The 26,359-nt window shown below is 62.2% G+C and carries 15 protein-coding genes and 1 tRNA gene; 8 read left to right on the top strand and 8 right to left on the bottom strand.

Features of this window, described 5'->3' with window-relative positions; genetic code table 11:
* Window positions 1-5: 5 nt before the first annotated feature.
* Together IT40_RS20705 and IT40_RS20700 are read right to left on the bottom strand one after the other, a co-directional pair.
* Complete coding sequence (locus IT40_RS20705) at window positions 6-812, bottom strand: uracil-DNA glycosylase (RefSeq protein WP_052096193.1); 807 nt, start codon at window positions 810-812, stop codon at window positions 6-8.
* 102 nt (window positions 813-914) lie between these two features.
* Complete coding sequence (locus tag IT40_RS20700; protein ID WP_036759324.1) at window positions 915-1,316, bottom strand: carbohydrate kinase family protein; 402 nt, start codon at window positions 1,314-1,316, stop codon at window positions 915-917.
* A 154-nt stretch (window positions 1,317-1,470) separates the two neighbouring features.
* Here IT40_RS20700 and leuB point away from each other — a divergent pair, with 154 nt between their 5' ends.
* The 5 genes from leuB (at window position 1,471) to IT40_RS20675 (ending at window position 7,620) form a co-directional block, all read left to right on the top strand.
* Entirely contained in the window at window positions 1,471-2,589 is a 1,119-nt protein-coding gene (gene leuB / locus IT40_RS20695) for a 3-isopropylmalate dehydrogenase (RefSeq protein ID WP_036759322.1), read from the top strand.
* 60 nt (window positions 2,590-2,649) lie between these two features.
* Window positions 2,650-3,603: a DMT family transporter gene (locus tag IT40_RS20690; RefSeq protein WP_036759320.1), complete on the top strand. Its 954-nt coding sequence runs from the start codon at window positions 2,650-2,652 to the stop codon at window positions 3,601-3,603.
* Window positions 3,604-3,738: 135 nt separating this feature from the next.
* Window positions 3,739-3,815: transfer RNA gene (locus IT40_RS20685), tRNA-Pro, on the top strand.
* Window positions 3,816-4,307: 492 nt separating this feature from the next.
* The gene (locus tag IT40_RS20680) at window positions 4,308-5,597 is read left to right on the top strand and encodes an SIR2 family protein (RefSeq protein ID WP_243700153.1); all 1,290 of its coding nucleotides are present in this window, start codon (window positions 4,308-4,310) and stop codon (window positions 5,595-5,597) included.
* Window positions 5,584-7,620 carry an ATP-binding protein gene (locus IT40_RS20675; protein WP_036759316.1) on the top strand — a complete coding sequence of 679 codons (2,037 nt, stop codon included), beginning with the start codon at window positions 5,584-5,586 and terminating at the stop codon, window positions 7,618-7,620. Before IT40_RS20680 ends, IT40_RS20675 begins: the two co-directional genes overlap by 14 nt.
* A 224-nt stretch (window positions 7,621-7,844) precedes the next feature.
* On the opposite strand, the gene IT40_RS28880 is transcribed toward IT40_RS20675, so the two are convergent.
* A complete protein-coding gene (locus tag IT40_RS28880; RefSeq protein WP_147307265.1) occupies window positions 7,845-9,266 on the bottom strand; it encodes a hypothetical protein in 1,422 nt (473 codons plus the stop codon).
* Entirely contained in the window at window positions 9,253-14,274 is a 5,022-nt protein-coding gene (locus tag IT40_RS27905) for an AAA domain-containing protein (RefSeq protein WP_084197331.1), read from the bottom strand. The genes IT40_RS28880 and IT40_RS27905 overlap by 14 nt, the downstream gene beginning before the upstream one ends.
* 350 nt (window positions 14,275-14,624) lie before the next feature.
* Between IT40_RS27905 and IT40_RS20650 the strand changes: the two genes are divergently transcribed.
* Window positions 14,625-15,173 (top strand): tyrosine-type recombinase/integrase, encoded by a 549-nt coding sequence (locus tag IT40_RS20650; protein WP_036759304.1) that lies wholly within the window; start codon window positions 14,625-14,627, stop codon window positions 15,171-15,173.
* Window positions 15,174-15,713: 540 nt separating this feature from the next.
* Here the strand turns inward: IT40_RS20650 and IT40_RS20645 are convergent.
* Window positions 15,714-15,893 (bottom strand): hypothetical protein, encoded by a 180-nt coding sequence (locus IT40_RS20645; protein ID WP_147307266.1) that lies wholly within the window; start codon window positions 15,891-15,893, stop codon window positions 15,714-15,716.
* A 193-nt stretch (window positions 15,894-16,086) separates the two neighbouring features.
* A complete protein-coding gene (locus tag IT40_RS28875; RefSeq protein ID WP_166436084.1) occupies window positions 16,087-16,815 on the bottom strand; it encodes a helix-turn-helix domain-containing protein in 729 nt (242 codons plus the stop codon).
* A 350-nt stretch (window positions 16,816-17,165) separates the two neighbouring features.
* Here IT40_RS28875 and IT40_RS29335 point away from each other — a divergent pair, with 350 nt between their 5' ends.
* The gene (locus IT40_RS29335; protein WP_052096192.1) at window positions 17,166-17,456 is read left to right on the top strand and encodes a hypothetical protein; all 291 of its coding nucleotides are present in this window, start codon (window positions 17,166-17,168) and stop codon (window positions 17,454-17,456) included.
* Window positions 17,456-19,249, top strand: coding sequence for a TniQ family protein (locus IT40_RS27900; RefSeq protein ID WP_166436085.1), 1,794 nt, complete (start codon window positions 17,456-17,458; stop codon window positions 19,247-19,249). The genes IT40_RS29335 and IT40_RS27900 overlap by 1 nt, the downstream gene beginning before the upstream one ends.
* Window positions 19,250-19,906: 657 nt before the next feature.
* Here the strand turns inward: IT40_RS27900 and IT40_RS20635 are convergent.
* Together IT40_RS20635 and IT40_RS20630 are read right to left on the bottom strand one after the other, a co-directional pair.
* Window positions 19,907-21,856: a caspase family protein gene (locus IT40_RS20635; RefSeq protein WP_036759299.1), complete on the bottom strand. Its 1,950-nt coding sequence runs from the start codon at window positions 21,854-21,856 to the stop codon at window positions 19,907-19,909.
* Window positions 21,825-26,359: MBG domain-containing protein (locus tag IT40_RS20630; protein WP_036759296.1), on the bottom strand; the 4,535-nt coding region annotated here is incomplete at its 5' end. The genes IT40_RS20630 and IT40_RS20635, both read right to left, overlap by 32 nt.

The raw sequence follows: 26,359 nt of genomic DNA, 5'->3' as shown, positions 1-26,359 counted from the left end.
CCAGCCTAGCCCTCCAGCCGGGCCGCCACCGACAGCAGGTCGGCCCAGGCCTCGCGCTTGGCCAGCGGCGTGCGCAGCAGATAGGCCGGATGCGCCATCGGCAGCGCCGGCAGGCCGAAGGCCGTCGTCCAATTGCCGCGCAGCTTCAGGATGCCCTGCTGGTTCAGCGCCGCGATGCAGGGCGTGTTGCCCATCAGCACCAGCAGTTGCGGCTGCGCCAGCTCGACATGCCGGGCCAGGAAGGGCAGCATCATCGCGATCTCGGCTGGCTCGGGGCGACGGTTGCCGGGTGGCCGCCAGGTCAGCACGTTGGTGATATAGAGCGCGCGTTCCGCATCCACCGCCTTGCGCGACAGGCCGATGGCGCCGAACATCTGGTCCAGAAGCTGGCCGGCGCGGCCGACGAAGGGGCGGCCCTGGCGGTCCTCTTCCTCGCCCGGCGCCTCGCCGATGATCATCACCCGCGCCGCCGGATCGCCGTCGCAGAAGCAGAAGTTGCGCGCGCCCTTCTTCAGCTCGATGCCGTCGAAGGCTTCCTGCGCCTCGGCCAGTTCGGCCAGGCTGGTCGCGGCGGTGGCCATGGCCTCGGCGCGGGCGACCACATCCTCGGCCTCGTCGCGCGGCTGCGCCACGACCGACGCGGCCTGGACGGCCGGGGCAGGGGGCGGCTCGGCACGGTCGGGCGCGGCATAGCGGTCGAGCGGCGCGTCGAGGCATGGCTCGTCCGCGCCCAGCTCGGCTTGCCATTGCAAAAGCGCCAGCGCCGTCTCGGCGTCCAGCGCGAATCCCCTGTAGGTCGGTTCGGCGGTCATGGCCGCAGGCTAGGGCGCGGCGCGGGCGCGGGCAAGATGCGACGCACAGCTGCGGTTGCGCGAGCGGCACGATGCCTTGCCCCCGGTCGCGCGACGCCAGCGTTACTGCGATTGCGTCAGCGGCGTGGTGCCGCCGCCCATGCCGACCAGCCGCTGGATCAGCGGCCTTGCCGTCGGCCCGATGCGGTCGCAGGCGCCCGGATCGTCCAGCAGCTTGAAGGCTGGCCCGTAATAGGTGCGGTCATAGGCCGCGGCGTCCAGCCCCAGCTTCGCCGCCAGAAGATCGCCCGTGCCGGTGATCAGCGTCCATTCCCCGTCGGTGATCGCGTAATCGGGGCAGTTCGAGGTGATGACGTTCACATTCGCCAGTTCCGCGATCAGCGATTTCGCCTGTGGGTCGGACAGGCCCGAGACATCGGGAAGCTTCACGGTGATGCCCCCGTCCGCCAGCGCCGCGCCGGTCCCCAGGACCAATGCGCCGGCCAGAGCCGCGAGTGCTTTCATGGATTGCCCCCTTGCTTGTTCTGGACGTTCGGTTTCGCGCGCCCATCCCGCCCGATCCGCCGGTCCCGTGCAACCCAATTCGCCGTGAACTTGACGCAGCACAGGCGCAAGGATACGCGATTGCCAACAGCCAGAAGCATAGAGGATGCCTGCGATGACGACCTATTCCCTTCTGATCCTGCCCGGCGACGGCATCGGCCCCGAGGTCATGGCCGAGGTGCGCAAGGTCATCGGCTGGTTCCAGCAGAACCGCGGCCTGTCCTTCGACGTCAGCGAGGATCTGGTCGGCGGCGCGGCCTATGACAAACATGGCAAGCCGCTGGCGGACGAGACCATGGCCAAGGCGCAGGCGGTCGATGCGGTGCTGCTGGGCGCCGTCGGCGGGCCGAAATACGACGACCTGGATTTCTCGGTCAAGCCCGAGCGCGGCCTGCTGCGCCTGCGCAAGGAGATGGACCTGTTCGCCAACCTGCGGCCCGCGCAATGCTTCGACGCGCTGGCCGATTTCAGCTCGCTCAAGCGCGAGGTGGTGGCCGGCCTCGACATCCTGATCGTGCGCGAACTGACCTCGGGCGTCTATTTCGGCGAGCCGCGCGGCATTTCGGCCGACGACACCCCCGGCAACGAGGGCGGCCGCGTGGGCGTCAACACCCAGCGCTATACCTCGGGCGAGATTCGCCGCGTCGCCCGCTCGGCCTTCGAACTGGCCCGCAAGCGCGGCAACCGCGTCTGCTCGATGGAAAAGGCCAATGTGATGGAATCCGGCATCCTCTGGCGCGAAGAGGTGCAATGGGTCCACGACAACGAATATCCCGACGTGGAGCTGTCGCACATGTATGCCGACAACGGCGCCATGCAGCTGGTGCGCAATCCGCGCCAGTTCGACGTGATCGTGACCGACAACCTGTTCGGCGACATCCTGTCGGATGCGGCGGCGATGCTGACCGGCAGCCTGGGCATGCTGCCCTCGGCCAGCCTGGGCGCGCCGATGGAGAACGGCCGGCCCAAGGCGCTTTACGAGCCGGTGCATGGCTCGGCCCCCGACATCGCCGGGCAGGGCAAGGCCAACCCGATCGCCTGCATCCTCAGCTTCGCCATGTGCCTGCGCTATTCCTTCGGCCTGGGCGCCGAGGCCGACCTGCTGGAAAAGGCGGTCGAGAAGGTGCTGGCCGACGGCGTGCGCACCGGCGACCTGATGGGGGCCGAGGGCGGCAAGCCGGTCTCGACCGCCGAGATGGGCGACCACATCGTCGCGGCGCTTTCGGCGCTGTGACCGGCAGGCCGCGCCCGCATCGCCGGGCGCGGCCCAACCTGCGAACCGTCGGGGAGGGGCATGACGGCGGGCAACATCAAGGGCGCGTTGCTCGCCCTGCTGGCCATGGGGCTCTATTCGACCCATGACGTGATCATCAAGGTTCTGGGCGCCACCTATCCGGCGCTGCAGATCCTGTTCTTCTCGGCGCTGCTGTCCTTTCCGCCGCTGGCGGTGCTGCTGCTGCGCGACCCGACGCATGGCACGTTGCTGCCGCGCAACCCGTTCTGGGTCGGGCTGCGCTCGCTTTGCATCGTCATCTCGGGGATCGGCGGGTTCTATGCCTTTTCGGTGCTGCCGCTGGCGCAGGTCTATTCCATCCTCTTCGCCGCGCCGCTGATCGTCACCGTGCTGTCGGTGCCTCTCTTGGGCGAAAAGGTCGGGCTGCATCGCTGGCTGGCGGTCTGCGCCGGGCTTTGCGGCGTGCTGGTCGTGCTGCGCCCCGGCGTGACGCCCTTGGGGCTGGGGCACCTGGCGGCGCTGATGGGGGCGACGGCCACGGCGCTTTCCGCCATCGCCGTGCGACGCCTGGGTCGGTCCGAGCGGACGGTGATCCTGCTGCTTTGGCCGATGATCGGGAATTTCCTGCTGACCGGCGCCTCGCTGGGCTTTGCCTATCGCCCGATGGAGCTGGGCGACCTGGCGCTGACCGGGGTGATCGCGGCCCTGGGCCTGGCGGCGGGTTTCCTGCTGATCCTGGCCTATCAGGCCGGCGAGGCGGCCAATGTCGCGCCGATGCAATATTCGCAGATGCTCTGGGCGGTGGGTTACGGCTGGTTCCTGTTCGGCGAAAGCCCGGACGGGCCGACGGTGCTGGGGGCGGGTCTGATCATGGCCTCGGGGCTCTACATCCTGATGCGCGAGCGGCTGGGCGCCTCGCGCCTGCGCCCGGCGACGCGGGCGCGCCTGGGCGCCGAGGCGGTGACGGCCCCGCGCTGGAGCCTGTTGCAGCGCCTGCTGCGCGCACGGGTCTGACGCGGCACTCGCCCGGCACCGGCAGGCGAGATCTCCGCGCTTGCTGTGCGCGGGGCTGACGCTGTTTTCTGCGGCTGTCCCGCAAGATTCCCCCTTGCATTCCGCCGCCCCAGGGGCTACCTGCCCCCTCACGGTCGGAGCGTAGCGCAGCCTGGTAGCGCACCTGCTTCGGGAGCAGGGGGTCGGAGGTTCGAATCCTCTCGCTCCGACCATGGAATTCTTGATAAGAGGCGGATAGTTTTGCCTTTTTGATCATGAGAATTGCCTCTCCCAGCCACTGATTTCTCGTCAACGCACTGATTTCGTGTGGCTAAAGGTGCTCGGGAGCGAGTCCGCCACTAATAGTGATGGTCGCACACGAGGGGAGCGACTGGATTCGCCTTTCCGTCAAACGCCGGACGCTGCTGCTCACCGCCTTACATATCATAGCCACCGTGCACCATGTTGCGCGATCTGATCGACGCGTTGGGCGGGAAGCCGCCTGATGGTGGTGCAGCGTGGCAGCTGCTGCAAATCTGGGAGAACGGTCGTTCGGGCGAACCGCAGCGAGAGGGACGATGGATCTGCCGGGAGGGCGGACTCCGGACGTTCGCTGCATCTCCCTATTTTTGCGGCACAACCACCAAAAGCGGACTTACAGAATTTGACTCTCTGCGCTACCCTAGGCTGGGATGCGGTAAGCCAAATTTACTTGGAGTGGTTGTTTGATCAATTTTAGAAAAGGAAGCAAAGACGAGTTTGCCAAGCTTCGTCCCGAAGCAGAGTTTGGTGACCGCGCTGAAATTATACGGCGGCATCTCGCAGAGGTTTTTGGCTCCAAGAACCTGTCCTTTCTCATTGGCTCAGGCTGCTCGTCTTATATGCACGAAGGCAATGAGCTTGGCATTCCGACGATGGGACCGCTTGCGGCAGAGTTTCAGGCAACGCTTCAGGGTATGCCTGGTCTCTCCGGCGTCGGGGCATTTGTCACACCAACACAACGAGATGCGCTCAAGGACCGGCTTGGCATCGACCTAACGCATGAAGACTTCCGAAAGAATCTAGAGCGTATGATGGAAGTCCTGATGACAGCGCAGCAGTTTTGCAAGACGAGCGCCAAGGGTGAGTTTCAGGAAGCCCTTGAAACCGTCGAAGGCGTTATCGCGGGCGTTAAAAATTTCATCCTTCAGAAATGCACCGAGGGACGTTTCGCCCACGGAGATGAAACCATCGTAACGCTTTACCGGCGCTTCTATCAGTCGCTGGCGACTCGATCCCGTGGGCTCGCCCCACCTTGGGTTTTTACCACCAACTATGACCTGTTCAACGAACGGGCCATGGACCGATCTGGCATCCCCTATTCCAACGGGTTTGCGGGAACGGTTGAGCGCCGCTTCAACCCCTCAACATACCGCCGCGCCCTGGCTGAGCAGCTGGATATCTCGTCAAAAAGATGGGCGGTTGTTGATGGATACGTGCATTTCTGCAAGCTTCACGGGTCTGTAAACTGGACGGAAGAGAAGACTGGTCTTTTCCCGATCCGGGAGTCTGCTGACAAGCCTGACCCTTCCAAGGATCGCGTCATGATCTATCCGACGCCTTCTAAGCAGACGGCGAGTTTTGGCTCGCCCTACTCGGACATGTTCCGTGAATTTCAGCGCCAGATCGTTCAAGACCAAAGCGTACTTTTCGTGATGGGATTTAGCTTTGGCGATGAGCACATTAACAACATTATTTTTCAAGGGCTGACCCTCCCAGGCTTCCGCCTGATCGCGTTCCTCAACCCTGACGACGTTAACAATCCGGTAACTAAAGAACTCGCAGCGCTAGGCGACCCGAGGATTTCGTTCATTTGGGGCAGCGACGAGAAGACGGGCAAGAAAGCGCACTACTTCAACAGCATCGTGCAGGACTTGATGCCATCGAGCGCTGACCAGAAAGAAGAACAGGCTATCGAAAAAGTCTTCAAGAAGCTGCTTTCCAAGCAGCAGGCCGGCGAAAATGGCGAGAGATGATGCAAGCCGTGCCATAGGCAAGATCGTTAGCGTTTCAGCGGATCGCCTCGTTGTCGAGCTGCATAGGGGCAGCGACAACTTCACGGTCATTGGCTTCGATGATGTCCATTATGTCGCGACCTTGGGATCATATCTTATGGTGCCGATACAATCCGAATATGTCGTCTTGGAGGTTATCGGCCTCAGGGAAAAGGATTTTTCGCCAGCCTACGGCAACGCAGCAGAGATGGACAAAGCCACGGCGGCAAAATTCCTCGATGTTGTTCCCGTTGGCTCCATGCCTGTCCAGGGCGGCTCCTTCAAATTCGGCGTTTCGACCTTTCCCCCGCTTTATGCAGATGCCCTTTATGCGCGTGATGAAGACCTGGACCGCATCTTCAACGTGGAGCAACCGGCAGATCGGGAGACAAAGACGGATGCTGAGGGGGCTACCAAGGAGGGAACGGTTCCCCATACAATCGAGATAGGAACCTCTGCCGTGTTCAAAGACTACCCCGTCAAGGCGCAGCTTGATGCCCTGTTTGGGGGGCACGTCGCCGTCTTGGGAAATACTGGGAGCGGAAAATCCTGCACTGTAGCCTCTATAATACAGTCCGTATTTGATAGAGCAGAAGAGTTTTGGGCAATCGGCGCTTCTTTCATCATATTCGACGTCAATGGTGAGTATCGACAAGCTTTTGAAAACATGCCTTGGCAAATTCAAGCTAGCTATTTTAAGGCAACGAGTTCGGAAGCAGAAACTGAAGTGCTGGACGAAGGTTTCATTGGCGCAGATTTAGTTGACCGATTTCGTCTGCCGCACTGGTTCATGACTGTTGATGAGTGGGCTTTGTTGTTGCGCGCTAGCGAAAAAACACAACTACCAGCATTGAGAACCGCGCTTGGGCTAACAACCCTTTTTCAGGAAGAGCCCGTTGTTGACGGAGTTAGCGATGAACTAAGAAGTGTTCGGAATCACGTTTTGGCAAAAATCATTCTTTCTATTTTAAATGATGATGCCAGTGTGCCAAGTAAAGAGGGGAGAATACTCGCGTTGCTTCATACTTTCTCCACAGATGAGATTTGCAGGGGCACAATCAAAGCGGGTTTATATAACGATTTTGGGCAGTTTAAAGATGGGAGAAATTCTAGTACATCAGAAAACTACGAAGCTGTGTTGGCACTCCTGCAAGATCATGTCACTGACGAACCAGTGCTTCCTAGCTATGGAAATACTCCGTTTTCCTTTGAGCGATTGCAAGCTGCACTCGATCTAGCCCTCTTCTATGAAGAAGCGAATGGAAACAAGCAGATAAGAGAGTATTGCTCACAATTGGTCACACGGTTGAAGTCTGTTTCTGACAATCCAGATTTCGAGTTTTTGCGGGCATCTGTTGAAGGCTTACAGGCTTACGACAGGGAGCCGACGCACTTCGTTGATCGACTCCTTGGTCTTGCACAGGAGGGCACAAGCTACCGGAAAGAACGTCAAATTTGCATCATCGACCTAAACGATGCGTCCGATGAGATCGTCGAACTCGCATCTGCCGTTGTTGCGAGGCTAATTTTTGACCGTATGCGCCGAGCAACGCCCAGAAACAAGATGCCTGTCCATCTGATCCTCGAAGAGGCGCACCGATACATCTCGGAACGCCCTAGCCGCTTTGCCATCGACGCGGGCATAACCTTCCAGCGGATTGCCAAAGAGGGCAGGAAATACGGGGCCTTTTTAATGGTGGCTTCACAAAGGCCGAGCGAGCTTTCGAAGACTGTTCTTTCGCAGTGCAACAACTTCATCATTCATCGCATCCAGAACCCCGACGACCTCTCGCAGATCAAGCAGATGACGCCATTCATATCGGAAACCGTGTTGAAACGCCTGCCATCACTGCCGAAACAGCACGCTCTTATTTTTGGGAGTGCGGTGAAGATTCCGACGACCTTCCGTGTCAGGGATGCCGATCCTACGCCGAACAGCGACGACACGCAGGTTCGCGACCTTTGGTATGTCCCCCAAAACCCAAAATTACATTGGGAAGTTTAGTTTCTGCGCTACTGACCAAGTCCCGGTTATATGGGACGCTTTGTAGCATCAAATGGGAAAGGCGTGCGGCGGCTTCGGGCCGGGTGCCTCGGCAAGTTGGTCGCCTTCGCGCAGGGCGGATAGCCGCCTGACGGACGTGCAGCCTTACAGTAAGCAGCAAGTTCGAAAAACAGCCAATCTAGCAGAGCGCAGCGACGGGCAATCGATGTTCTTCATTATCTTGATCACGGCTCTTTAGGACGATTGTCTTCAAGGTACTGTTCACAACGTTCCAGCACTGCCGGATCGAAGGAGGCAATGCCCAGAGGGACGGTATTGCCAATTGACGCTCCTAAAGGTGCATGAACAATCGCGGCCATCGCGATGGATGGAACAAGATAAAGCTCCAGCCCGCGTGGGAAGCGCGCTGCGTCGCTTTCAGCGATCTCATCAAACGTTTCTTTGATGAAACGCGGGGGCGCGGCTCTGGTCAGGCACATGCTGAGCGTCTCGGAGGTCGCATCGCCAGCGTCAATCTTGCCTACTTTTTCCTTGATCAGGGCGAGCAGCCCGCGAAGCTGCGTTGTCGCTCCCCAATGACGTGTCTGCGGTGCCACCGCGATGATACGCTCCGGTGCCGCCGTTGCCTGTGCTGCGCCGTAATCCAGGATAGAGAGAAAGCGCTGCAGGTTATTCTCAAGTAGCAAAGACCCGACCAACGGAATTGTTTTGCGGTCACTTCTGACTTCACCTACTCGGCCTATAGCTTCCCTCCAATACCGCCTTTCGTTAAGGCCGGTCTTGACGGTGAACTCTTTTAAGAATTCGGGAGCCAATGAGACGAGCGCATCGTAAGAAGCAACAGCATCCAACTGGTTTGCATGTGTTGCGAGATCTTTGACGAACAAAGCAACTGCATTCTCTATTTCCGGCCGGTCGGCAATCTCATGCTCCGGACGCCACGAACTTAGATCGATTTCAGGAACGCTGGGGTTGGAAGCGCGGGCGTATGTGCGGATTCGCAATGGAACCTGATAACGTTCTTGAGCAACGATGACAGGATCGATAGAGTATAGCTGCCTCTTCTCGCCTTTCCCTCGATCAACCTGATCGGCAATCTCGCGAAAGAAGCGCTCAAAGCGTGCCGGCAATTGTTGTGTCGTGCGCCCCGACCCTGCCAGGTCGCTCAGACCGAGTTCGGGCAGGAACCTTTCGATGGAATCTGGTCGCTTTCGTGGCTGCGGGGCTATAGCCACGAGATCGAACCCTACGCCCCGACGGCGTGACTCGACGCTATAGATCGACGGTTCCTTTTGATCCGCGCGAAACAGGCTGTCGCCCGCCGTGGTCAGCCACAAACGGCCCTGCTTGCGCTCGATATATCCAGGCTCGGAGGCTTCGCTTAAGACGTACTCCAGCTCATTTACGCTATACCCGAAAAACTCCGCAACGTCGGGCTCGTTCATCCCCGGCGCCGACTTCAGCAGCCTTAGAAGAAATTCAAGTGTAGGGCTGACCTTGGCTGCGACTGCGACCTTGTACTTCATCTCATAGGTACGGCAGGGAAGCAGGACATCTATGATATCCAGTTCCACCTTGCGATCTTCGTCGAGTGGCACCAGTTCATGCCCTTTCAGGCTCAGGAGCGGACGGCTAAGCGTTTCCACGGGCACCTCCTTCGGCGCATCTAGGTTTTGAAGAAGCATGATCAGCGCGATTGGCATCTTTGTCGGCGCCGAACAAAATTTCTGCCGCGAATTCCTGAGCGGATCCCTCGGCGGCGCGACGGGCAAAACTCGACGCCAAGAGGCTCATCGGGCCGCCTTCGCGCCATCGGTTCCGCGCACCTATTATTACCAGACGATCCATAGCGCGGCTGGCCGCGACGTTGATACGGTTGGGCGTAGCCAGGAAACCTTCTTGAATTCTCTTAACCCCGGCCTCAATGGGACCCGCCGAATTGTTTCGGACCAGCGACAGCAGGATTATGGGATTTTCTTTGCCCTGATAACTATCAACGGTGCCGATCTTGATATGACGATCCAGTAGATAAGCGAGCCGCGACTGCCTCAGTGCCTTGTCGACGAGGTTTCGCTGGGCCGCATACATACAAATGACGCCGATACCCGCCTGGTGCGTATTCTGCTCCTGTAGCCACGAACGGAAAGACCCGTTCTCGTGCCATTTGGTCAAAAGGCCAATTATGGAATCGCCTTCTGCCTTGTTAATGCGACTACTACCCATAGATTGCTCATGGCCTGCGGAGCCCAGACCATCGGTTTCGATCCAGGCCAGGGGTTTTTCCAGTTCCTCCGGCAGCACCTGCGCAGGAATGATCGGCACCGATCGGCCGGCTTCTAGGGCGAGGTCAGGATAAAAGGACTCGGACACAAGTTGCCCGATTGGCGGCAACATCCGGTACTGGGTCTTCAGCCGGGCACCGGCATCTCGTCCGTACTCGGTAAGGAACAACCGCTCGAAGTCGCTTCGCTGAATCTCTCGTTTCGATATCCTTGTGCGATCAGCCACAAGGTTGACGACCTCGGCCTTGTGCTGTGGCTCCAGCTGCGCCTGGTCACCAACAAGAACCGCCCAACGGGCCGCCTGCAATGGCACCAGTAGTTCGCCTGCTGTGCATCGCGCGGCTTCGTCAACGATGACAAGATCGAATGCGGTAGCCGTCAAACCAAGCGACGAACGTCCAAGCCCCACGCAAGTTCTCACTACGATCTGGCGCGTCCCCGCCAGGAAGGTATCAAAACTACGTTCAGCACGGGAAACACTGCCAATAAAGTCTCGTCCCAAACCGGCAACAGCCCGCAGCCGCCGAATCTTGTCAGCGGACACCGCGTGTTCCTTGCGGGCGATATCCGCAACGGCCTTGCCCACATCATCAAGGACCGCTAGCCATTCGCTTTCGATGCGTTCCTCTGGCAGATTCACATTGATACCGATATCTGCCAGCAATGTCGTAAGCGTCTGGATAAGGCTGTTGATCCGCTGGTAGTCGGGGTCGCTGTCACCGCAAAGTTCGGCTATGCGCACGATAACAGGGCGCAGAGTCGTCTCCAGTTTCACAACTATGGCTATAGCATCTTCTGGAATAGCTAGGGCTTTTCCTGCTACCGCCAGCCGCTCGGCAAAGGACGCACTGAAGCGGTCCTTGTAGCTCTGCTCCACCCTGGCCGTGTGAAACGGCCTCAGAGGAGCTGAAACCTGACCGTCATTCATGGCCACGCGGAGCAAGCTCGGATCTTCGCCCGCCTTTCGGAACAATGCGAGTACGGATTCGGCTGCAGTGTTCACCGCCTCATGCGACTGGCTGGCTAGCAGCACGTTCCGTGCCAGACCTGCGGTGATGGCGTAATGTGCAAGCGCGGCGATGAACCGAGTTTTCCCTGTGCCGGGCGGACCCTGGAGGACCCCGACCGGCCGGGTTTTGACAATGCGCCGGAAAGCTTGTTCCTGATCCTCGTTCAGTCCGTAAGTTCTTAAGACTTCTTCGTTCGGAACATGATTGGTCACCTGCGGAGATGCGCCCGATCGCGGGTCAAAAACCGACAGAAGGTTCGCCGCCCGGCCGTTTCCTTCGAGAATGCGATCAACCGCATCCGTTCTGCGCTTGAGGCTCTGGACCTCGAAATGGCTGACGAAACGTAGGCGCTGCCCTTCCTCAACAATGCGCGATCCGATGGCATTACCGCTATGGGCGCTTATGACCGCCAAATCAGGCCGGGACCGATCCAAATCGAGATCACCAATTCTGCGCCAGTTCCCCTTCGGATCCTGCCGCTGCACCCCGACTGTATCCTGACGCGAGAAATCAAAGTCCCCTGTCTCCAGCTCCAGAGCAACTTTATGCCGTTGCAAAGACCTGTCGTACACGCTGTCGAGCAGAGCTATTCCATCGGTGGTAAGTTCGTTTTCAACATCCGTGAGCGTTCGCCAAAGAGCGCGGACATCGACATCAGCGGGCTTCTTCTGAACCGGGGCGCTCGCGATCTCCTCAGACAGTGCGTCTTCCGCCTCATCTTCTTCCGAGAGCTCATCGACATCGTCTGGCAGCTTTTTGAGCGGTTCGCTCGTGGTACCAGCCAGATAAGTGCGAAGTTCCGCCGCAACGACTGGGTCTTCGAGAACACCAGACAGCGCCGAAAAATCATTGATATCCGACCGTGCGACGGTAAGGTCGGCATCTATTGAATGAAATTCGTTCCTTGCGATCTGAGCTATCCGCCATTGCTCAAGGGACCAGCGGCGTGCTCGCACCGGTTTGCCGGTGTCGTCGAGAGTGACTTCGATGCGCTCAAACGCACCTCGGATAGACAGTTTTGCTTGGGATCGATCGGGGCGGCGGTGCAAGCTGATGAAGAGCCTGCCTTCGTCCGGTTCGATGGGCCCAATGTTTTCTCTCACGATAGAAACTGCAATCTGGGCTCTCTTTTCCTTCGCTACAACTTCCTCTTGCGCGGTGAGCCGCTCGTAGATGAGATCGCAAGCCTCTTGCAGCGGCAGAAGTGTCGCTAGCTTTGGGTCCCTGTCCCGGCATTCCCGCGCAGCAGTCGACAGCCTAGCAGCATCCTGTGCCTCTAGCATGCTGGTTGCGCAAATCTCCTCTACGATCTTCGTAACGGCAAATCGGTCGCGCTCGAAGCGATTGCCGGAATCAGGAGCATAGGCAAACGTACGAAGTTCACCATCGACGCGAGGTGCAAAATCCAATGCGTCGATAAGGATGGGATTCCCCTCATTATTTATGACTATATTTGAAGGCTTGATGTCCCCATGCGAAAAACAGTGCTCATGGAGATCATCAACTGCCCTCACAAGGCGGCGCGCGAGCTCAATTGCCTTTACCTGGTCCGCCAGTTCCGATGACGACTTGTTCAACAGGGTGTCGAGAACGGTCCCGTCGATCCACTCCTGGACGATGGCCATACTGTCGCCCAGCCAATGCACCCCGCGCACGTTGGGCATTCCGGGCAACTTATCCATCATAACCGATGATGCCCTGTGCAGGAACGATAGGACGGTGCGGCCTTCATTCTGCAGCGACCCCCACGCAGCTGACTTCCAGTGCTTTATGATGACCGGTTCGCCATCCTCTTGAGAGCGCCACACATCTAGAGCATCGCTTTCTTTGATTACATCGCCCTGATCAGGGAAGGCCTGGAAAAGTTGGCGGCTGGTTCGAATGGAGCCGCGAAGGGCTTCCAATCCGGACATCACTTCTTCCTGAGAGGGACGCGCCGCCGTGGCCTTGTTAAAGGAGCTCAGAGCGACGCCCGCGTCTGCAAATCGGCTTCCAGGATCGACTTCCAATGCCTCCGCGAGCCAGCTATGCAGCATTTCAAATTCGCCGCTGGTATCGATCGATGGATCCCATTCTGCAGGGTCACCAGCCGGAATACGCCCAAACAGCAACTCGTGAACAGCAACGCCGAGCAGAAATACATCCCTCTTTTTCGGCCCCTTGTCCTCGCCAAGAATATCCTCAGGAACGGTTACACTGGCCAAGAACTGATATCGGGCATCGCCCAACGATTTTGTATCAGGAAACCGTGCTGCAAAGAGATGCGAAAGCTTTACGGAGGTTGGCTCTTCGAGCCAGATGCTATGACCCCCGAGATCGAGATGAGCCGCGTTATGACGGTGCATTGAGGCAACGGCGGCAACCAACTGGCGGGCCAGCTCTACGCGCGCCGCAGGCAGGGATAAAGTCGACTCACTCACCGCATAGTCCTTGAGTCGGGCCATGCGGCGGCGGCGGTCGAAGATTTCCCAGTAACGTGCACCACGATCGGGATCATCCAAACGCGGCGTAAGCAGTGTGCGTTCAAAATCCTGGTCACGGTCCAGAAGCCAGTGATACACCTGCTTCTCTCGCCCCGCTATTTCGAGGCGACCGTCTTCGGTTTGAAACCGACCGTCGCTGCACTTTGTAAAATCCCAAAGCCTGAGAATGCCAAGATTGTTTTTGCTATCCTCGTCGCTTGCTTCGAACTCCTGATAAATGTCGCGAGGATGCTCAAAACAGGGTTCATCTTCAGCTACGTATCTCTGGAAACGCCGCTTGCCGTGCTTGAATGGAGATTGCGGGGATGATGCATTGAAGAAGCTATGCAGCATATTCTTCCAGCTTTGCGCCGTGAGCGGCGTATACCGGAATTGCGTCCACGGCTCTCCAAAAACCTCCGTCATGCGCTGTTCGTCGCCCATCAGTTTAACAAACTGATCCAGTGTAAGGACCTTCGACTTTTCCAATCCATCAAGATGGGCAGCCGTCGCGGTACCGGCGAGGACCACAAGGCCCTCTAACTTCGGGACAGCGCCCTTCTGGTCGACGGGACGGCTTTTCAGCGCAGAAGACAGGAACGGGAGAACCTCACGGCAGATATCACTTATCTTTTTTACAGGGGACGGGCCCTTATCTTCGCCGTTTTGATACCAACGCCCGTCCTTATTTTCGATCTTTCCGTGCCATTCCTTGATATCAATTAAGAAGACGCGATGCGGGCTGACGATGACAAGATCGACCTCGCGCGTTTTTCCAAGGCCCAGAACCAGATCAAGATTGGTGAATGCGTACCAGTCCGACGGCAAATCATTTTTCAACCGTTCAATGCTTTTCACTTCGCGTTTGTGGACACCACGACCGCAAATTGTCACCCTCATAAGCTGTGTTCTCCCTCAGTTGGTTGACTATAGACAGGCGGCGGCTTCAGTGAAGTGGAATTTCTCTGGCAAAGAGTGCATCCGGTTAACTTCGCGTCCTTGGGCTTCTCGGGCGTTGCGATCGTGGCAGAGTAACGAATGTCCGGTTACGGGAATGCCGCGTCGCAGCATTCGGTCTGACCGAGCGGCAGGAATGGGCCGGAAGCGACGTCGTAACCCACAGCAAACTCTTTACAGAATGCCCGTTTTGTAAAGAGTGGATAGAGTCAGGACCAGAAATCGCAGGGCAAAATCAGATGACCCGATAGCGCACCGACCAGCATTTTGTTAAGAGTGACGGCAGCGCGCCGGTGGATGCGCATCGGCGCCGCCGAGATTACCTGACCCCCGATGAGGTCAAGCGCCTGCTGGCTGCGGCCAGGTCCGGCCGGCACGGCGCGCGCGATCATCTCATGCTGTTGCTGATGTACCGGCACGGGCTGCGGGTCAGCGAGCTGATCGCCCTGCGGCGGACGGATCTCGATCTGGCCTCGGGCCGGCTCTGGGTGCAGCGGCTGAAGCATGGGCTGTCCACCAGCCAGCCGCTGGCGGGGGATGAGATTCGGGCATTGCGGCGCTATCTGGCTGGTCGTGGTGATCCGCTGCCCTGGCTGTTTCTGTCGGAGCGTGGCGGGCCACTGACCCGGCAGGCGGTGAACTATCTCCTGACCTGCATCGCGGCGCGAGCCGGGCTCGGCGCGGTGCACCCACATATATTGCGCCATTCCTGCGGTCACGCCCTGGCCCATGCCGGGCGCGACCTGCGGCTGATCCAGGACTATCTCGGCCATCGCGATCCGCGCCATACCGCACGCTATACCCGCACGGCGGCGGTGCGGTTTCAGAATATCTGGCGCTGACCAGCCGGGAACCCGACCAGGTCAGCGCGCTGTCGCAGGCCGGCAGGGCGGAACGGTGATATCAAGGGCTCGTTGGCCTTGCGTCAAGGATACACCACGTCTTCTGCGCGGCAGTTCCTGAATGTCGCAGAGTATGGTATCGTTGCCTCATGGAAAGCGACCGCGTCCAAGGAACCGACAGCGACTCTCCGCCCGCCAAGGCGGATCTTGCGGAACGTGTGCGCAAGATCCAGGAGCAGGCTGCACGGATGGGTTTTCAATCGGGGTCTACGGACACTGTCGAGGCGAATAAGGCCTTCATGGACGACATATGGGGCGAGGACTGATAGCTCGATGCCGGTGCAGCCTGTCGGCAGGCTGATTGCGGTCAGCCGGGTGGATTGGCTGTTACAGCAAATGCAGGGGCCGCCACTACCGGATCATCGGCCATGGACGCTGTTCGTTTCCCCAAATGCTGCACGTCGCCCGCACAGGACGACCCGCTGTCGCGCCGCTTGCCGAGGTCGAGACTCGCACAGGCGGCATCACATAACCGACGCTTCAGTCCGCCTTTAAAGGAGGCACCTCTTTGCCCCTTTTGGCGCGATGCCCCCGCTCCATCAATGCCAGAATATGGGCAATGCCGTCGAGCCTCAGAGCAAGTTTCTTGTGCATGTCTTGCATCTCCCGGCGCATGTCCAGAAGCAGGCGAGCGGTCTCATTTTCCGTGGCTTCAGCCATCGTCAGCACCGTTTGGCTCGTGAGGTGGTTCCGCTGAGTCGGCACGGAGCCCCCATAGGCCCCTATTCCTGGAGGATTCGCCGTGCCGTCGACCAATGAAACCAACCGGTGGTTGGTCGACCGATCGCTCGGGGCGCGTGGACCTGTAATTCAGGCCTGTTCTCGCTGACGCCGATAGAAGTCGGTTCATCGATCAGCAACTGGGCAAAGACTGGCGTGCCGTTTCCGCTCCGGACCCGAAGATGGATGCAGGTTTCCGCCTTTTCTCGGTCCAAGCATCATCCCGCAAAAGAACAGCACGCGCCGTGGCCCAAGCAACCCCAGCCGCTATGGCTGCCTTGTTGACCGAATATGTCTCCCTATAGGTTTTGACGATGAGCGCTTCATCGGATCGCCGATTGCCGTTGCGCGGGTTGACGATCCGGCCCGTTTTCCGGATCCATCTGGCGACGGTGTCTCGACCGATGCCATGGCGACGACTCAGCTCCTTGACGGAAATGCCGCGATCCCAGTCTCGCGCCACCTCTTCCCAGATGTTGATACCGGCATCTCGCAGCGCTTGGTGGGTTTGCGCGTGCCCCATCGAATAGGTGTTCGCGAGGCCGCCGAACGATTTTACCAGGCCGAAGGTGTCGATGATGGCCTCGCGGGGCGGCGGCGTCGGCGGGTAGAGCAGTCGCGAGAGAGACGATGACCGGGAGCATCTCTTTGAAGCAGGCTTTGGAAAGTCCTGCCGAGGCGAGGCATTAGCCGACAGGGTTGCGGCTACAGATGATCGGGGCGTCCGCCTTCGCGCGCGAATAGCCTCTGATTCAGCGTCGAAAATTTTCCTTTCGAGACGATCGACGATACTCTGGGCGTTCTGCACAGCCGCCCTGGCTGCCACAAGTGCCGCAGTCTCCTCGTCGGTCAATCCGAACATGCAGTTCTCCTCGACACGCCGCCAAAGAGCTCCAGATATGGCGGGCTGATCAGAGCGTACCATAAAATAGTGCATGCTTTACGAACTCTTCTCAGTTTGGCTGCCATTATTACCGGTCAATTGAAGCAAAAATGAGAAGTGGTCATCAATCTTGTTGCGCCAATCGTGGTTTTTCGAATCTCTGATTCGCAGAGTAACTCTGCAGACCAAGGACTTATATCAGCCCATGAAGGTCGATCTTGAAAACCATGAGCTCCTCAAGTTCCGGCTCCGGTTGGCGGGATCATCCATGGCAAAGATCGCCCGGTCGCTCGGCATCTCGCAAAGCAGCGTGACCGTGGCTGGATCTCGTGGAGTACTACTGCAAGCGCGCGGGACTGCCGCCAGCCCCCAGCATTGTCGAACTGGCACATGGCGAACGGCTGATCCACGCGGCAGCCAATCAGTTCGGTCTGGTCATCGAATTGACGCTGGCGGCCATCGAACAGGCGTTTCTCAACGGGGCCCGCCAACTGGCATCGCGGGATTTTGCCCGCGCCTATCACCTGCGGACCGCCTGCGACGACTCGTTCAACCCTTTCGTCATTCCCGATTTTTACCGGGTCGATGCGCGGCAGGTCTTCTCACGGGAGAAACGCTGATGTTCACGGCGACAAAACCACTACCACTGACGGTCCCCACGATTGTGGGGGAATCCGCGACATCCTTCGCCTCCCGCCTGGCTCGACGGAACGGGGTGCCTCGGATGATCACCTTCTGCTCGGATGTGGGGATCGACTACTTCGCGCTTGTGAACGGCGATCCGGTCGAAATCCAGAGGTTGGCAGTTCTGGGCGATATCGACCCTGTCCCTCTGCAAGCGGCAACACCTTCTCTGATTGAGCCGGGTTGGTTTCGGCTTGGGAACGAACGCATTAAATTCACCGCATTCGCGCGGACCACGCTCAGGATCTGTCCGATGTGCGCTCAGAATCCAGATGACAGGACCGGGATCGTCCATCATGGGATATGGCAACTCGCAGCAATCCGAAGTTGTGAACGGCATGGTTGTCATCTCGTCGCAGTCCCACGGCCTGCGAATGCAAACGACTGCTTCGACCATATCCCCATGGTTGACCAATTTCAGCCCGCAGGCATCGTGATGGTGAAACCCAACCATCTGAAACTCGAAAACTACCTGATCAATCGAATCCAAAAGGGCCCCGGAGGGACATGGTTGGATCAGTCCCCCCTCCATGTCGCCGCGCAGGCCTGCGAGATGCTGGGATTGTTGTTGACTATCGGTCCGAAAGCAAAGCGCTCCGAGACCAGGGATCCGCAGTGGGCAGTGGCCGGGAGCGCGGGTCTCCAGGTGTTGCAGGAAGGCCCCAACAGTCTGCGGAAAAAGCTCAGAGCAATACGTGATGCCCATCCCATTGAGGAAAAGTTACACCGGTATCACTACGGCGTGTTCTTTGAATGGCTACGTTATCGCGATGATGACAAAGATTTCGATATTTTCCGAAATATCGTCCGGGATTTCATATTCAAGAACTTCCCGATAGCGACCGGAGCAATTGTATTTGGAAAACCCTGTCCCGAACAGCAGCTCCATTCTTTCCAGACAGCTGAGAAGGCTTTCGGGATCCCGCACATTCGACTTGGCCGGAAGCTGGCTGAGATGGGAATCGCAAGGCCCGAGTCCGGCGGTAGGTTCTACAAACTGAATAAGTACATCCCCACAGCGGTTCTTAATGGTGTCTGCTCAGAGTTGGCTGCTCTGGTTGGCACCAAGGAAGCCGCTAAAAGCATTGGAATAAATTATATATTGTTTGAACGACTGGCCGATCAGGGTCTAATCAAACACTACTACGAGAGCGATCAGGGAAGCTCATACTACAGTAAGAGAGATGTTGAGGATTTTATCGATAGTCTTAGACAGCTCCTGCGCCACCCTAGTTCCGAAATTGAAACGGTCGACATTTCAACCGCCGCCCGTCTTCGAGGGATAATGACAGCGCATGTAACTGATCATATCCTGACGCACCGAATTACCCTTTATGCCGCTAGCACTCATCCCGTGAGCTTTCGGGAGTTTCGATTGCAACTGAATGATTTGGGTCGACTGAAGGGGCGCCGCCGCGAAAAGATTGTCTCTTCGGCCGAGGTGGCAAGAGCACTGAAGGTTAGTAGGCCGACTGTTTATCGCCTACGTGAAGAAGGTCACCTTCAGGTTGCAACCGAACGCAAAGGTGAATGGGTTCGTCGTGGGCATTATTCAACGCGCGCGTCATTTGAAAAATTCAGAAGCGAAATTATTTCGCTGGAGGAACTGGCGGAGACGTCTGGTAGATCATTGGTTGCGGAGCGCTCTCACCAGATAGGCCATGGGGCATTGCCAATTTCTCTTGGTGGCAAATGCAGCGATATTTTTCGTCGGAATGATGTAGTCTAAACATATGCGCCTGAAGAGAGCTGACTGTGCTCGGCTCTCTTTTTTACCTGGTCAGAGGCAATGTTTTCAGATGATAAAGGCAGACTTTGAGTGTGAATTGATTAATCAGGGTTTGACTTGCTTCGATTATTTTCGGTCGTCGAGGTAGAGGTTCCTGATCCTTGCCAATTCTTTTGTCGTTTCAGGAAGTCCGGCCTTTTGTTTGATAAGGCACACTTCCGGCGCGCAACCCCTCCCTTCAACGACGCTGTCCCGTAGCGCAGGCGGCGAGTCCTCCTGCGCAAATAGGGTGGCAAGGTCTCGCGACGGCACACGAGTTGCATGACCGGGCTTCGGTCGCGGCATGGTTAAGGTTCAGATCAAGGATGTCCTCGACACCATGGTCGGTCCGGCCGAAGTGGGCGTGGCCATGCCCTGCGTTACCGATGAGATGGGCTTCGCACGGCCGGGCGCCGACCGGGATCTTGATGGGCTGCGGCCAGAAGGTTGAGGGAGGCGGCACCCGGCGATTTCGTCAGCCACTCGCAAGGCCCCCGCGCGCGCGTTCCTGCAACAGGTCCTCCCCTGAACTGCCGCTGGGGGCCGGCTGTGCGGCAGGCAGCGATCCCAGGGGTTGCGCAGGCAGCAGATGCCCGGCAAGGCCCGGCAAGGCCGCGCTCAGCCCGACAGCGCCGCTGCGTTGAAGCCGCCGTTGCGCCACAGTTCCAGCGCCTGGCTCAGCGCCGGGCCGGGCGTGCCGTCCGCCGGGCCCTGAAACAGTCCCGCCCGCGCCAGGCGGCGTTGCAGCGCGCTCAGCGTCTCGGGGTTCCAGTTCCCGCCCTGCTCGGCCAGCTCGCGCAGCAGGCCGCCATCGTCGGACGCGACGCCCAGCAGCAGCTGCACCGCCGCGCGCGAGGGGTCGCGGGGGATGCCGCGCCCCTCGTCCAGCAGCACGGCCGCGGCGCGGTGGCCGCGCGGCTCGCCCTCGCGCGCCGCGCGCTCGAACAGCGTCCGGGCGTCGCCGGGATCGCCGAAGCGGCCCTCTTGCGCCAGCACGCCCAGGTTGAAGGTGGCGATCGGCGACCCGGCCTGCGAGGCCTGCTGCATCAGCGCGATGCCGCGCTGCTGGTCCTGGGCGCGGGGGTTGTCCAGAAGCGTCACCGCCAGGTTGATCGCCGCATCGGCGCTGCCGGCGGCGGCCGCCCTTTCGTAAAGCGCCAGCGCGCCGGCCGGGTCAGGGGCCACGCCGTCCCCGGTTTCCTTCAGCAGCGCCAGGCTGACCATGGCCCGCAGGTCGCCGCGCCCGGCCGCGGTTTCGTAAAGCGCCACCGCCTGGGCGCGCAGGCCGGCCGCCGCCGTCGCCCGTGCCAGCAGCGCGACGTATTTCGCCTGGCGGGGGTGAAGCCGGCTCGCCTCGTCGCAGGCATGCATCGCCTCGACGGCGTTCTGCGCCAGCAGCTCGTAGGAGACGCCGGGCGTGGTCTCGGTCCCGTCGCGCGGATGGGTCGCCAGCAATTCGCAGCGCCGGGCGGGGCCGGGATCGGCCTGCGCCGAAAGCTCGGCCAGCAGCCGCCGGGCCTCGCCGATATGCGGCCCGTCGGGATAGCTGCGGGCATAGCTTTCCAGCAGGGGCTTCAGCCGGCTGCGCCGCGCCAGATCCCACAGCTGCTCGCCCGCCGCGCCCTCGGCCTCGGGCCCCATGCTGCGCCGCGCCTGGCCCGTGCGTGAGGGATCCTGCGCCAGCAGCGCCAGCACCTCGCCGACATGGCTGCCGTTGGGATAGCGCTGCAGGTAAAGCCGCAGCAGCGCCGGATCGGCGGCGCGGACCGAGACCTGGTAGAACAGCGTCTCGGGCGAGGCGGTGGGCGGGCCGTCGGCAAAGCGGAACCGCCGGGTCAGCGCCGAGGCGTCCCAGGGGATCTGCTGCCCGCCGGTCCGCGCCATCACGTCCTTGCGCACCGCGATCATCATCTCGCCGATGTCCTGGGCGGGGGTGTGGATATGGCTCAGCAGCGCCTCGGTGAAGGTGCCGTTGCGGCCGGCGCCGTCAAAGGCCACCGCGCCGGGCTGGGTGGCATAGGCGATCAGGAAATCCGCGGGGCTGCCGATCCGGGCCAGGCCGCGGCCGGCGCCGGCAAGCCGCAGCGGATTGTCGCCGCAGGCGTCCAGCAGCACGATCTTGACCCCCGGCGCCCCGGCCATCGCCCCCAGCACCTCGTCCAGCGCCACGGTGCGCTCGGTGGCCTGGTCCAGCCGCTCCAGCCGGAAATCCCGCGGCAGCAGATAGTTCCGGTCGGCGACCTGAAAGGCATGGCCGGCATAGTAGAACAGCGCCACCTCGGCGGTCTGCGCCGCCGCGCCGAACTGGCCGATCAGCGCCCGCATCTGCGCCTGGTCGCTGTTCACGCCCAGGATCACCTGGAAGCCCAGGTCGCGCAGCGCCGCGGTCATGTCCTCGGCATCGTTGGCGGGATTGTCCAGCGCCGGCACGCCGTCATAGGCGGCATTGCCGATCACCAGCGCCACCTTGGGCGCCGCCGCGGCCTCGGCGGCCAGGAACAGTGCCGCGACCAGCGCGGCGAGGATGAGGGCGGGCCTAAAGCCCGACCGCGCGCACCAGGACGGCATCGGCTTTCTCGACCGTGGCAAGGATCAGCCCCTCCTGCCGGGCATGGGCGCGGGCCAGTTCGGGGTCTTCGACCCGCAGCAGCGCGATCTGCTTGACGATCTCGGCCCGCGCGCCGGCGATGGCCTGGCTGGCCTCGCGCAGGGCGTCGCCGCGGATGGCGCGGCGCTCGGCATCGCTGCCGGCCGTGGCCAGCCGGTCCATCGCCCGGCTGCGCGCCGCGCCGATCTCGGCGCTGGCCTGGCGCAGGATGGCCGAGACCGTCTGCATCGAGGGCGGCAGTTCCGCCGAAAGCTGGTCCAGCGCGCTGGAATAGCGGTCCAGCGCCCGCGACAGGCAGGCCAGCATGTCCTCGGCCTGGCCCTCGTGCTGGCTGCAGGCGTCGATCATCTGCGACACCTCGTCCGACAGGGCGGCAAGCCGGGCCAGCCCGTCCTCCTGCACGCCTCCGCCGTCTGTGATCAAGGGCGGATCGGTCGGCAGCGTGACCGGAAGGGGCAGGGGGCCGTCCGTGGGGTTCGGCAGCCCGGTCTCCGGCAGGGTGTTCTGCGCGATGGGCAACCCCCTGGCCGTGCCGGGGCTGAGGATCTGCAAGGTGCCGGGGGCATAGGTGATGGCATAGTTCGCCTCGGCCCCCGCCAGCATCCGCGCGTCCGCGGCGGTGATGCCGTAGGCGCCCGGCGGGCTGGCCGCGGCGGCATTGCTGGCCAGCAGGACGTCGGTGATCGCGTCGCCCTGGGCCAGGGTGCCCGCGATCAGCGCCCAGTCCAGCACCGGCGCGGTGCCGAAGCGGGCCGCGGCGTCGCGGGCGCCGATGGTGATGGCGCGGCGCAAGACCTCCAATGCGCCCTCGGCATAGGTGATGATGTAATTGCCGGTCGCATCGCCGCCCGCGCCCTCGATCCGGGCGCCGCCGGCGCCGATGACATAGGGCGAGCCGGCGACCCAGGCCCCGGCCGCCGCGCCTTCGCTGGCCAGGTCCAGCGCGGCCAGCCGGTCGTCATAGCGCAGGCCCGTCGCGGTGGCGTCCCCGACCAGCAGCCGGCGCTCTTCGCCATAGGTCTTGCTCAGGTCGTTGGCCGAGACGGTCAGCAGCGCGCGGTTGATGGTCAGGCTCGCCGCCGAGGCGATGATGCGATAGCCGGTCCCGTCGGCCGAGGTGACGCTGCCCGCCGTCTGGATGGGATAGGTTCCGGCATTGCGCACGCCCGCCGGCAGGCCGAAGATCCCCGCGACCAGGGGCTGGTCGCCGAACAGGTAGCGGCCCAGCCCATGCACCGTGCCGCCGGGCGTGGGCAGGGCGTCGCCATAGGTCGCGGACAGTGGCGCGGGTTCGGCCCAAAGCACCGGGTCGATGCTGTAGAGCTGCGGATAGGCGCCATTGCCGCCCGGCGCCCAGGTGGTGGTGAAGCTCCAGCCCGTCGCGCGGGCCATGAAGCCCGCCGTGTCCTGCAACTGCGCCGTGGTCAGCCCGGTGCCGCCGGCGGATTGCTGCTGCCCGCTGGCCTGGCGGTCCCAGAACGAGGCGGTGGTGCTGCCGGTGCCCTCGCCCTCGTCATTGGCCCCGACCAGCCCGCCGATGCGCAGCAGGCCCGCCGCGGCCGTGGAACTGATCCGGCCCGCCGCATGGGTCCGCGCGATGCTGCCGGCGTTCGAGCCGACCAGCCCGCCGATGGTCGCGGGCAGGTTGCCGGAATAGGTCACGGGGGCCAGCGCATAGGCGTCGGCGATGCTTCCGTCGTTCCACCCCGCCAGCCCGCCCAGGGCCGAGCGCGGGCCGTCCAGCGCCTCGGTGCCGTCCAGCGCGACCTCCAGGCTGCCCGAGGCGCGGGCGCGGGCGATGGTGCCCGGGTTCCAGCCGACCAGCCCGCCCGCCGCCGCCACCGCATTGCCCCTGACGCTGACGGCATTGTCGGCAAAGGCATCGGCGATCTCGCCCTCGTTCGCGCCGGCCAGTCCGCCGATCTCGGCGATGCTGTCGCCCTCGGGCAGGCCGGACAGGACAAGGCCCAGCCCGCCCAGGGCATAGGCGGCGCCGATGGTGCCGTCGTTCACGCCGACCAGCCCGCCGGCCCGGACATAGCCCGCGGTGTCGAGGTCCATGGCAACGTCGCTCCAGGCGTCCGAGATGGCGCCGCTGCTGGTGCCGGCCAGGCCGCCCAGGGCCAGCAGGCGGATGGTCTCGACATCGTCCTGCGACAGGGTGATGCCGCCGCTGGCCGAGACCCCGGACAGGTCCGCCGCGTTCTCGCCCACCAGCCCGCCGATGATCCAGTTGCCGTTGCCGGTCTGGGAGATCTGCGCGGCGGCGGTGGAATCGGCGATGCTGTCGCCCTCCTGGGTCAGCCCGACCAGCCCGCCGATCCGCGAGGCGGGGGCGAAGCCTTCGCTGTTGTCCTCGGATCCGTCGAAGCCGGAATCGATGCTGCCGGCATAGCGGCTGCCGGTGATCGTCATCCCGCCCAGCGATTGCCCGACAAGGCCGCCGGCCAGGATCACGTCGCCCCAGCCGTCTGCCTCGCCCGCAAGCGCCAGGGCGACTCGGGATTCCGCATCGGCGATGCGGCCGTCGCCGAACAGCCCGGCCAGGCCGCCAAAGCTGGCGCTGCTGACCGAATCCTCGCCCATCTCGGCCGCGATCCGGCCGGTGACCAGCACGTTCTCGATCACGTTGGGCGCGCTGCCCGCCTGCGTCTCGCCGACCAGCCCGCCGGCGACGGGGGCGAAGCTTTGCCGCGCCTCCAGCGCGATGTCCAGCAGGCGCAGGTTCTGGATCGTGGCGCCGGCGATGATGCCGAAAAGCCCGCCCGGCCCCGAGGAGACCACCTGCGCCAGCCCGCTGATCGCATGGCGCCCGCCCGCCGCCGCGGCGCCATCGAGGCTGCCCGAGAAGGGGGTGCCGCGGCTGCCGATGGGCCGGAACCCTTCGCCCAGGTTCCAGCCGGCCGTGCCCGCTGCGGCGATGTCGGCCCCCAGCGCGTAATGCGCCCCGGCATAGCCGGCCGAGCCGATGCCCTGAAGCCCATAGGCATCGGTAATGACATAGCGGCTGGCGGCGGTCCCGGCGCCGCCCGTCGCCCGCAGGAAGCCCGCCGTGTCGGAAAGCGCGAAATCGCGCGCCGCAAAGCCCGGCAGCGTGGCCGCGACCTGCCGCCATTGCGAGGTGCCGTTCAGGCGGAAGCTGTCCACCGAGACGCCCGCCGCCGCCGTGACCAGTGGCGCTTGCAGGTTCAGCACCCCGGCCGGCCCCTGCACCGGCGCGTTCAGCGCGATGCCTTCGCCCGCGGCCAGGTTCAGCGCCGTCGCGCCGCTCCAGCTCAGCGCGCCCAGGGTGGTAAGGCCGGCGCCGGCGGTCAGCGACAGCTGGCCCGGCCCGCTCCAGCTCATCGCCGCATTGACCAGCAGGTCGTTGTCGGCGCGCAGGTCCAGATGGCTGGCCGCGCCGGCGGCAAAGGTCAGGGTCATCGGCGTATCGACGACCAGGTCGCCGGCATCGTCGCCCTCGCCCTCGGTCGAGAGGATATAGTGGCCGGGGTCCAGCAACATGCCATAGATGTCCGTTACCAGCACATGCGTCGGATCGTCGGGGTCAAAGGTCTCCTCGTCGACGATGCGCAGGTTCTGCGGGTCGAACAGCACCGTCCCCGGCCGGCCGCGGGGGGCCGAGACCCGCACGTCGGAACTGCGGATCACCAGGGCGCCATGGCTGGAGATCTCGGCAAAGCCGCCGTCGCCGCCCATGTCGCCGCCGCGCGCCGACACGCCGCCGGCAAAGCGGGTATGCTCGTCCGACCAGACGATGATCCGCCCGCCATCGGCACGGCCGATGCCGTCGGCCAGCAGCCGCGTGCCGGCGTCCAGCGTGGTGCGGCGCGCCCGTGGCAGGCCGGCCCCGCCGCGATAATCGCCGCCGACGCGGATCAGCCCGCCGCCGGTGCCGCTGGCATCCAGCACCGCGCCCTCCAGCGCGATCTCGGCGCCGGTGACGGTGATGCTGCCGCCGCGCTCGGGCCGCGCCGCCGGCCGCGCGGCGCTGACCGGAGGGGCCGCGACGCGCCGGCCGCCGCTGGCATCGACCCGGCCGGCGATGCGCACCCGGCCGCCGTCGCCGCCGCCCAGCACCACCCGCCCCGAGCGGCCCGAGACGGTGCGCGCCTCGGTCACGCCGGTCAGGTTGATCGCATGGCGCGCGGCATGGCGCGCCGTCGCCGCCTCGATCTCGATTACGCCGCCATCGGCCGAGATGCGGCCGTTCTGCCGGACCAGCGCCATGGCGTCGCCGTCCTCGGCCGGGGGCAGGGCCAGCCCCTTGTCCCGCGCGGCGGCGACGATGGCGGCGGCCAGCGGATGCTCGGAACGCGACTCGGCCGCGGCGGCGAGGCGCAGGGCGTCCAGGGGGGCGATGTCCTCGGCCTCGATGGCGGTCAGGGCGGGCGCGCCCTGGGTCAGCGTGCCGGTCTTGTCGAAGCCGACGATGCGCGCCTCGGCCAGCCTTTGCAGCGCAT

Source organism: Paracoccus versutus (assembly GCF_000763885.1).
Lineage (GTDB): Bacteria > Pseudomonadota > Alphaproteobacteria > Rhodobacterales > Rhodobacteraceae > Paracoccus > Paracoccus versutus.
The sequence above is the reverse complement of the archived record's forward strand: the minus strand, read 5'-3'. Positions and strand labels throughout refer to the sequence as shown.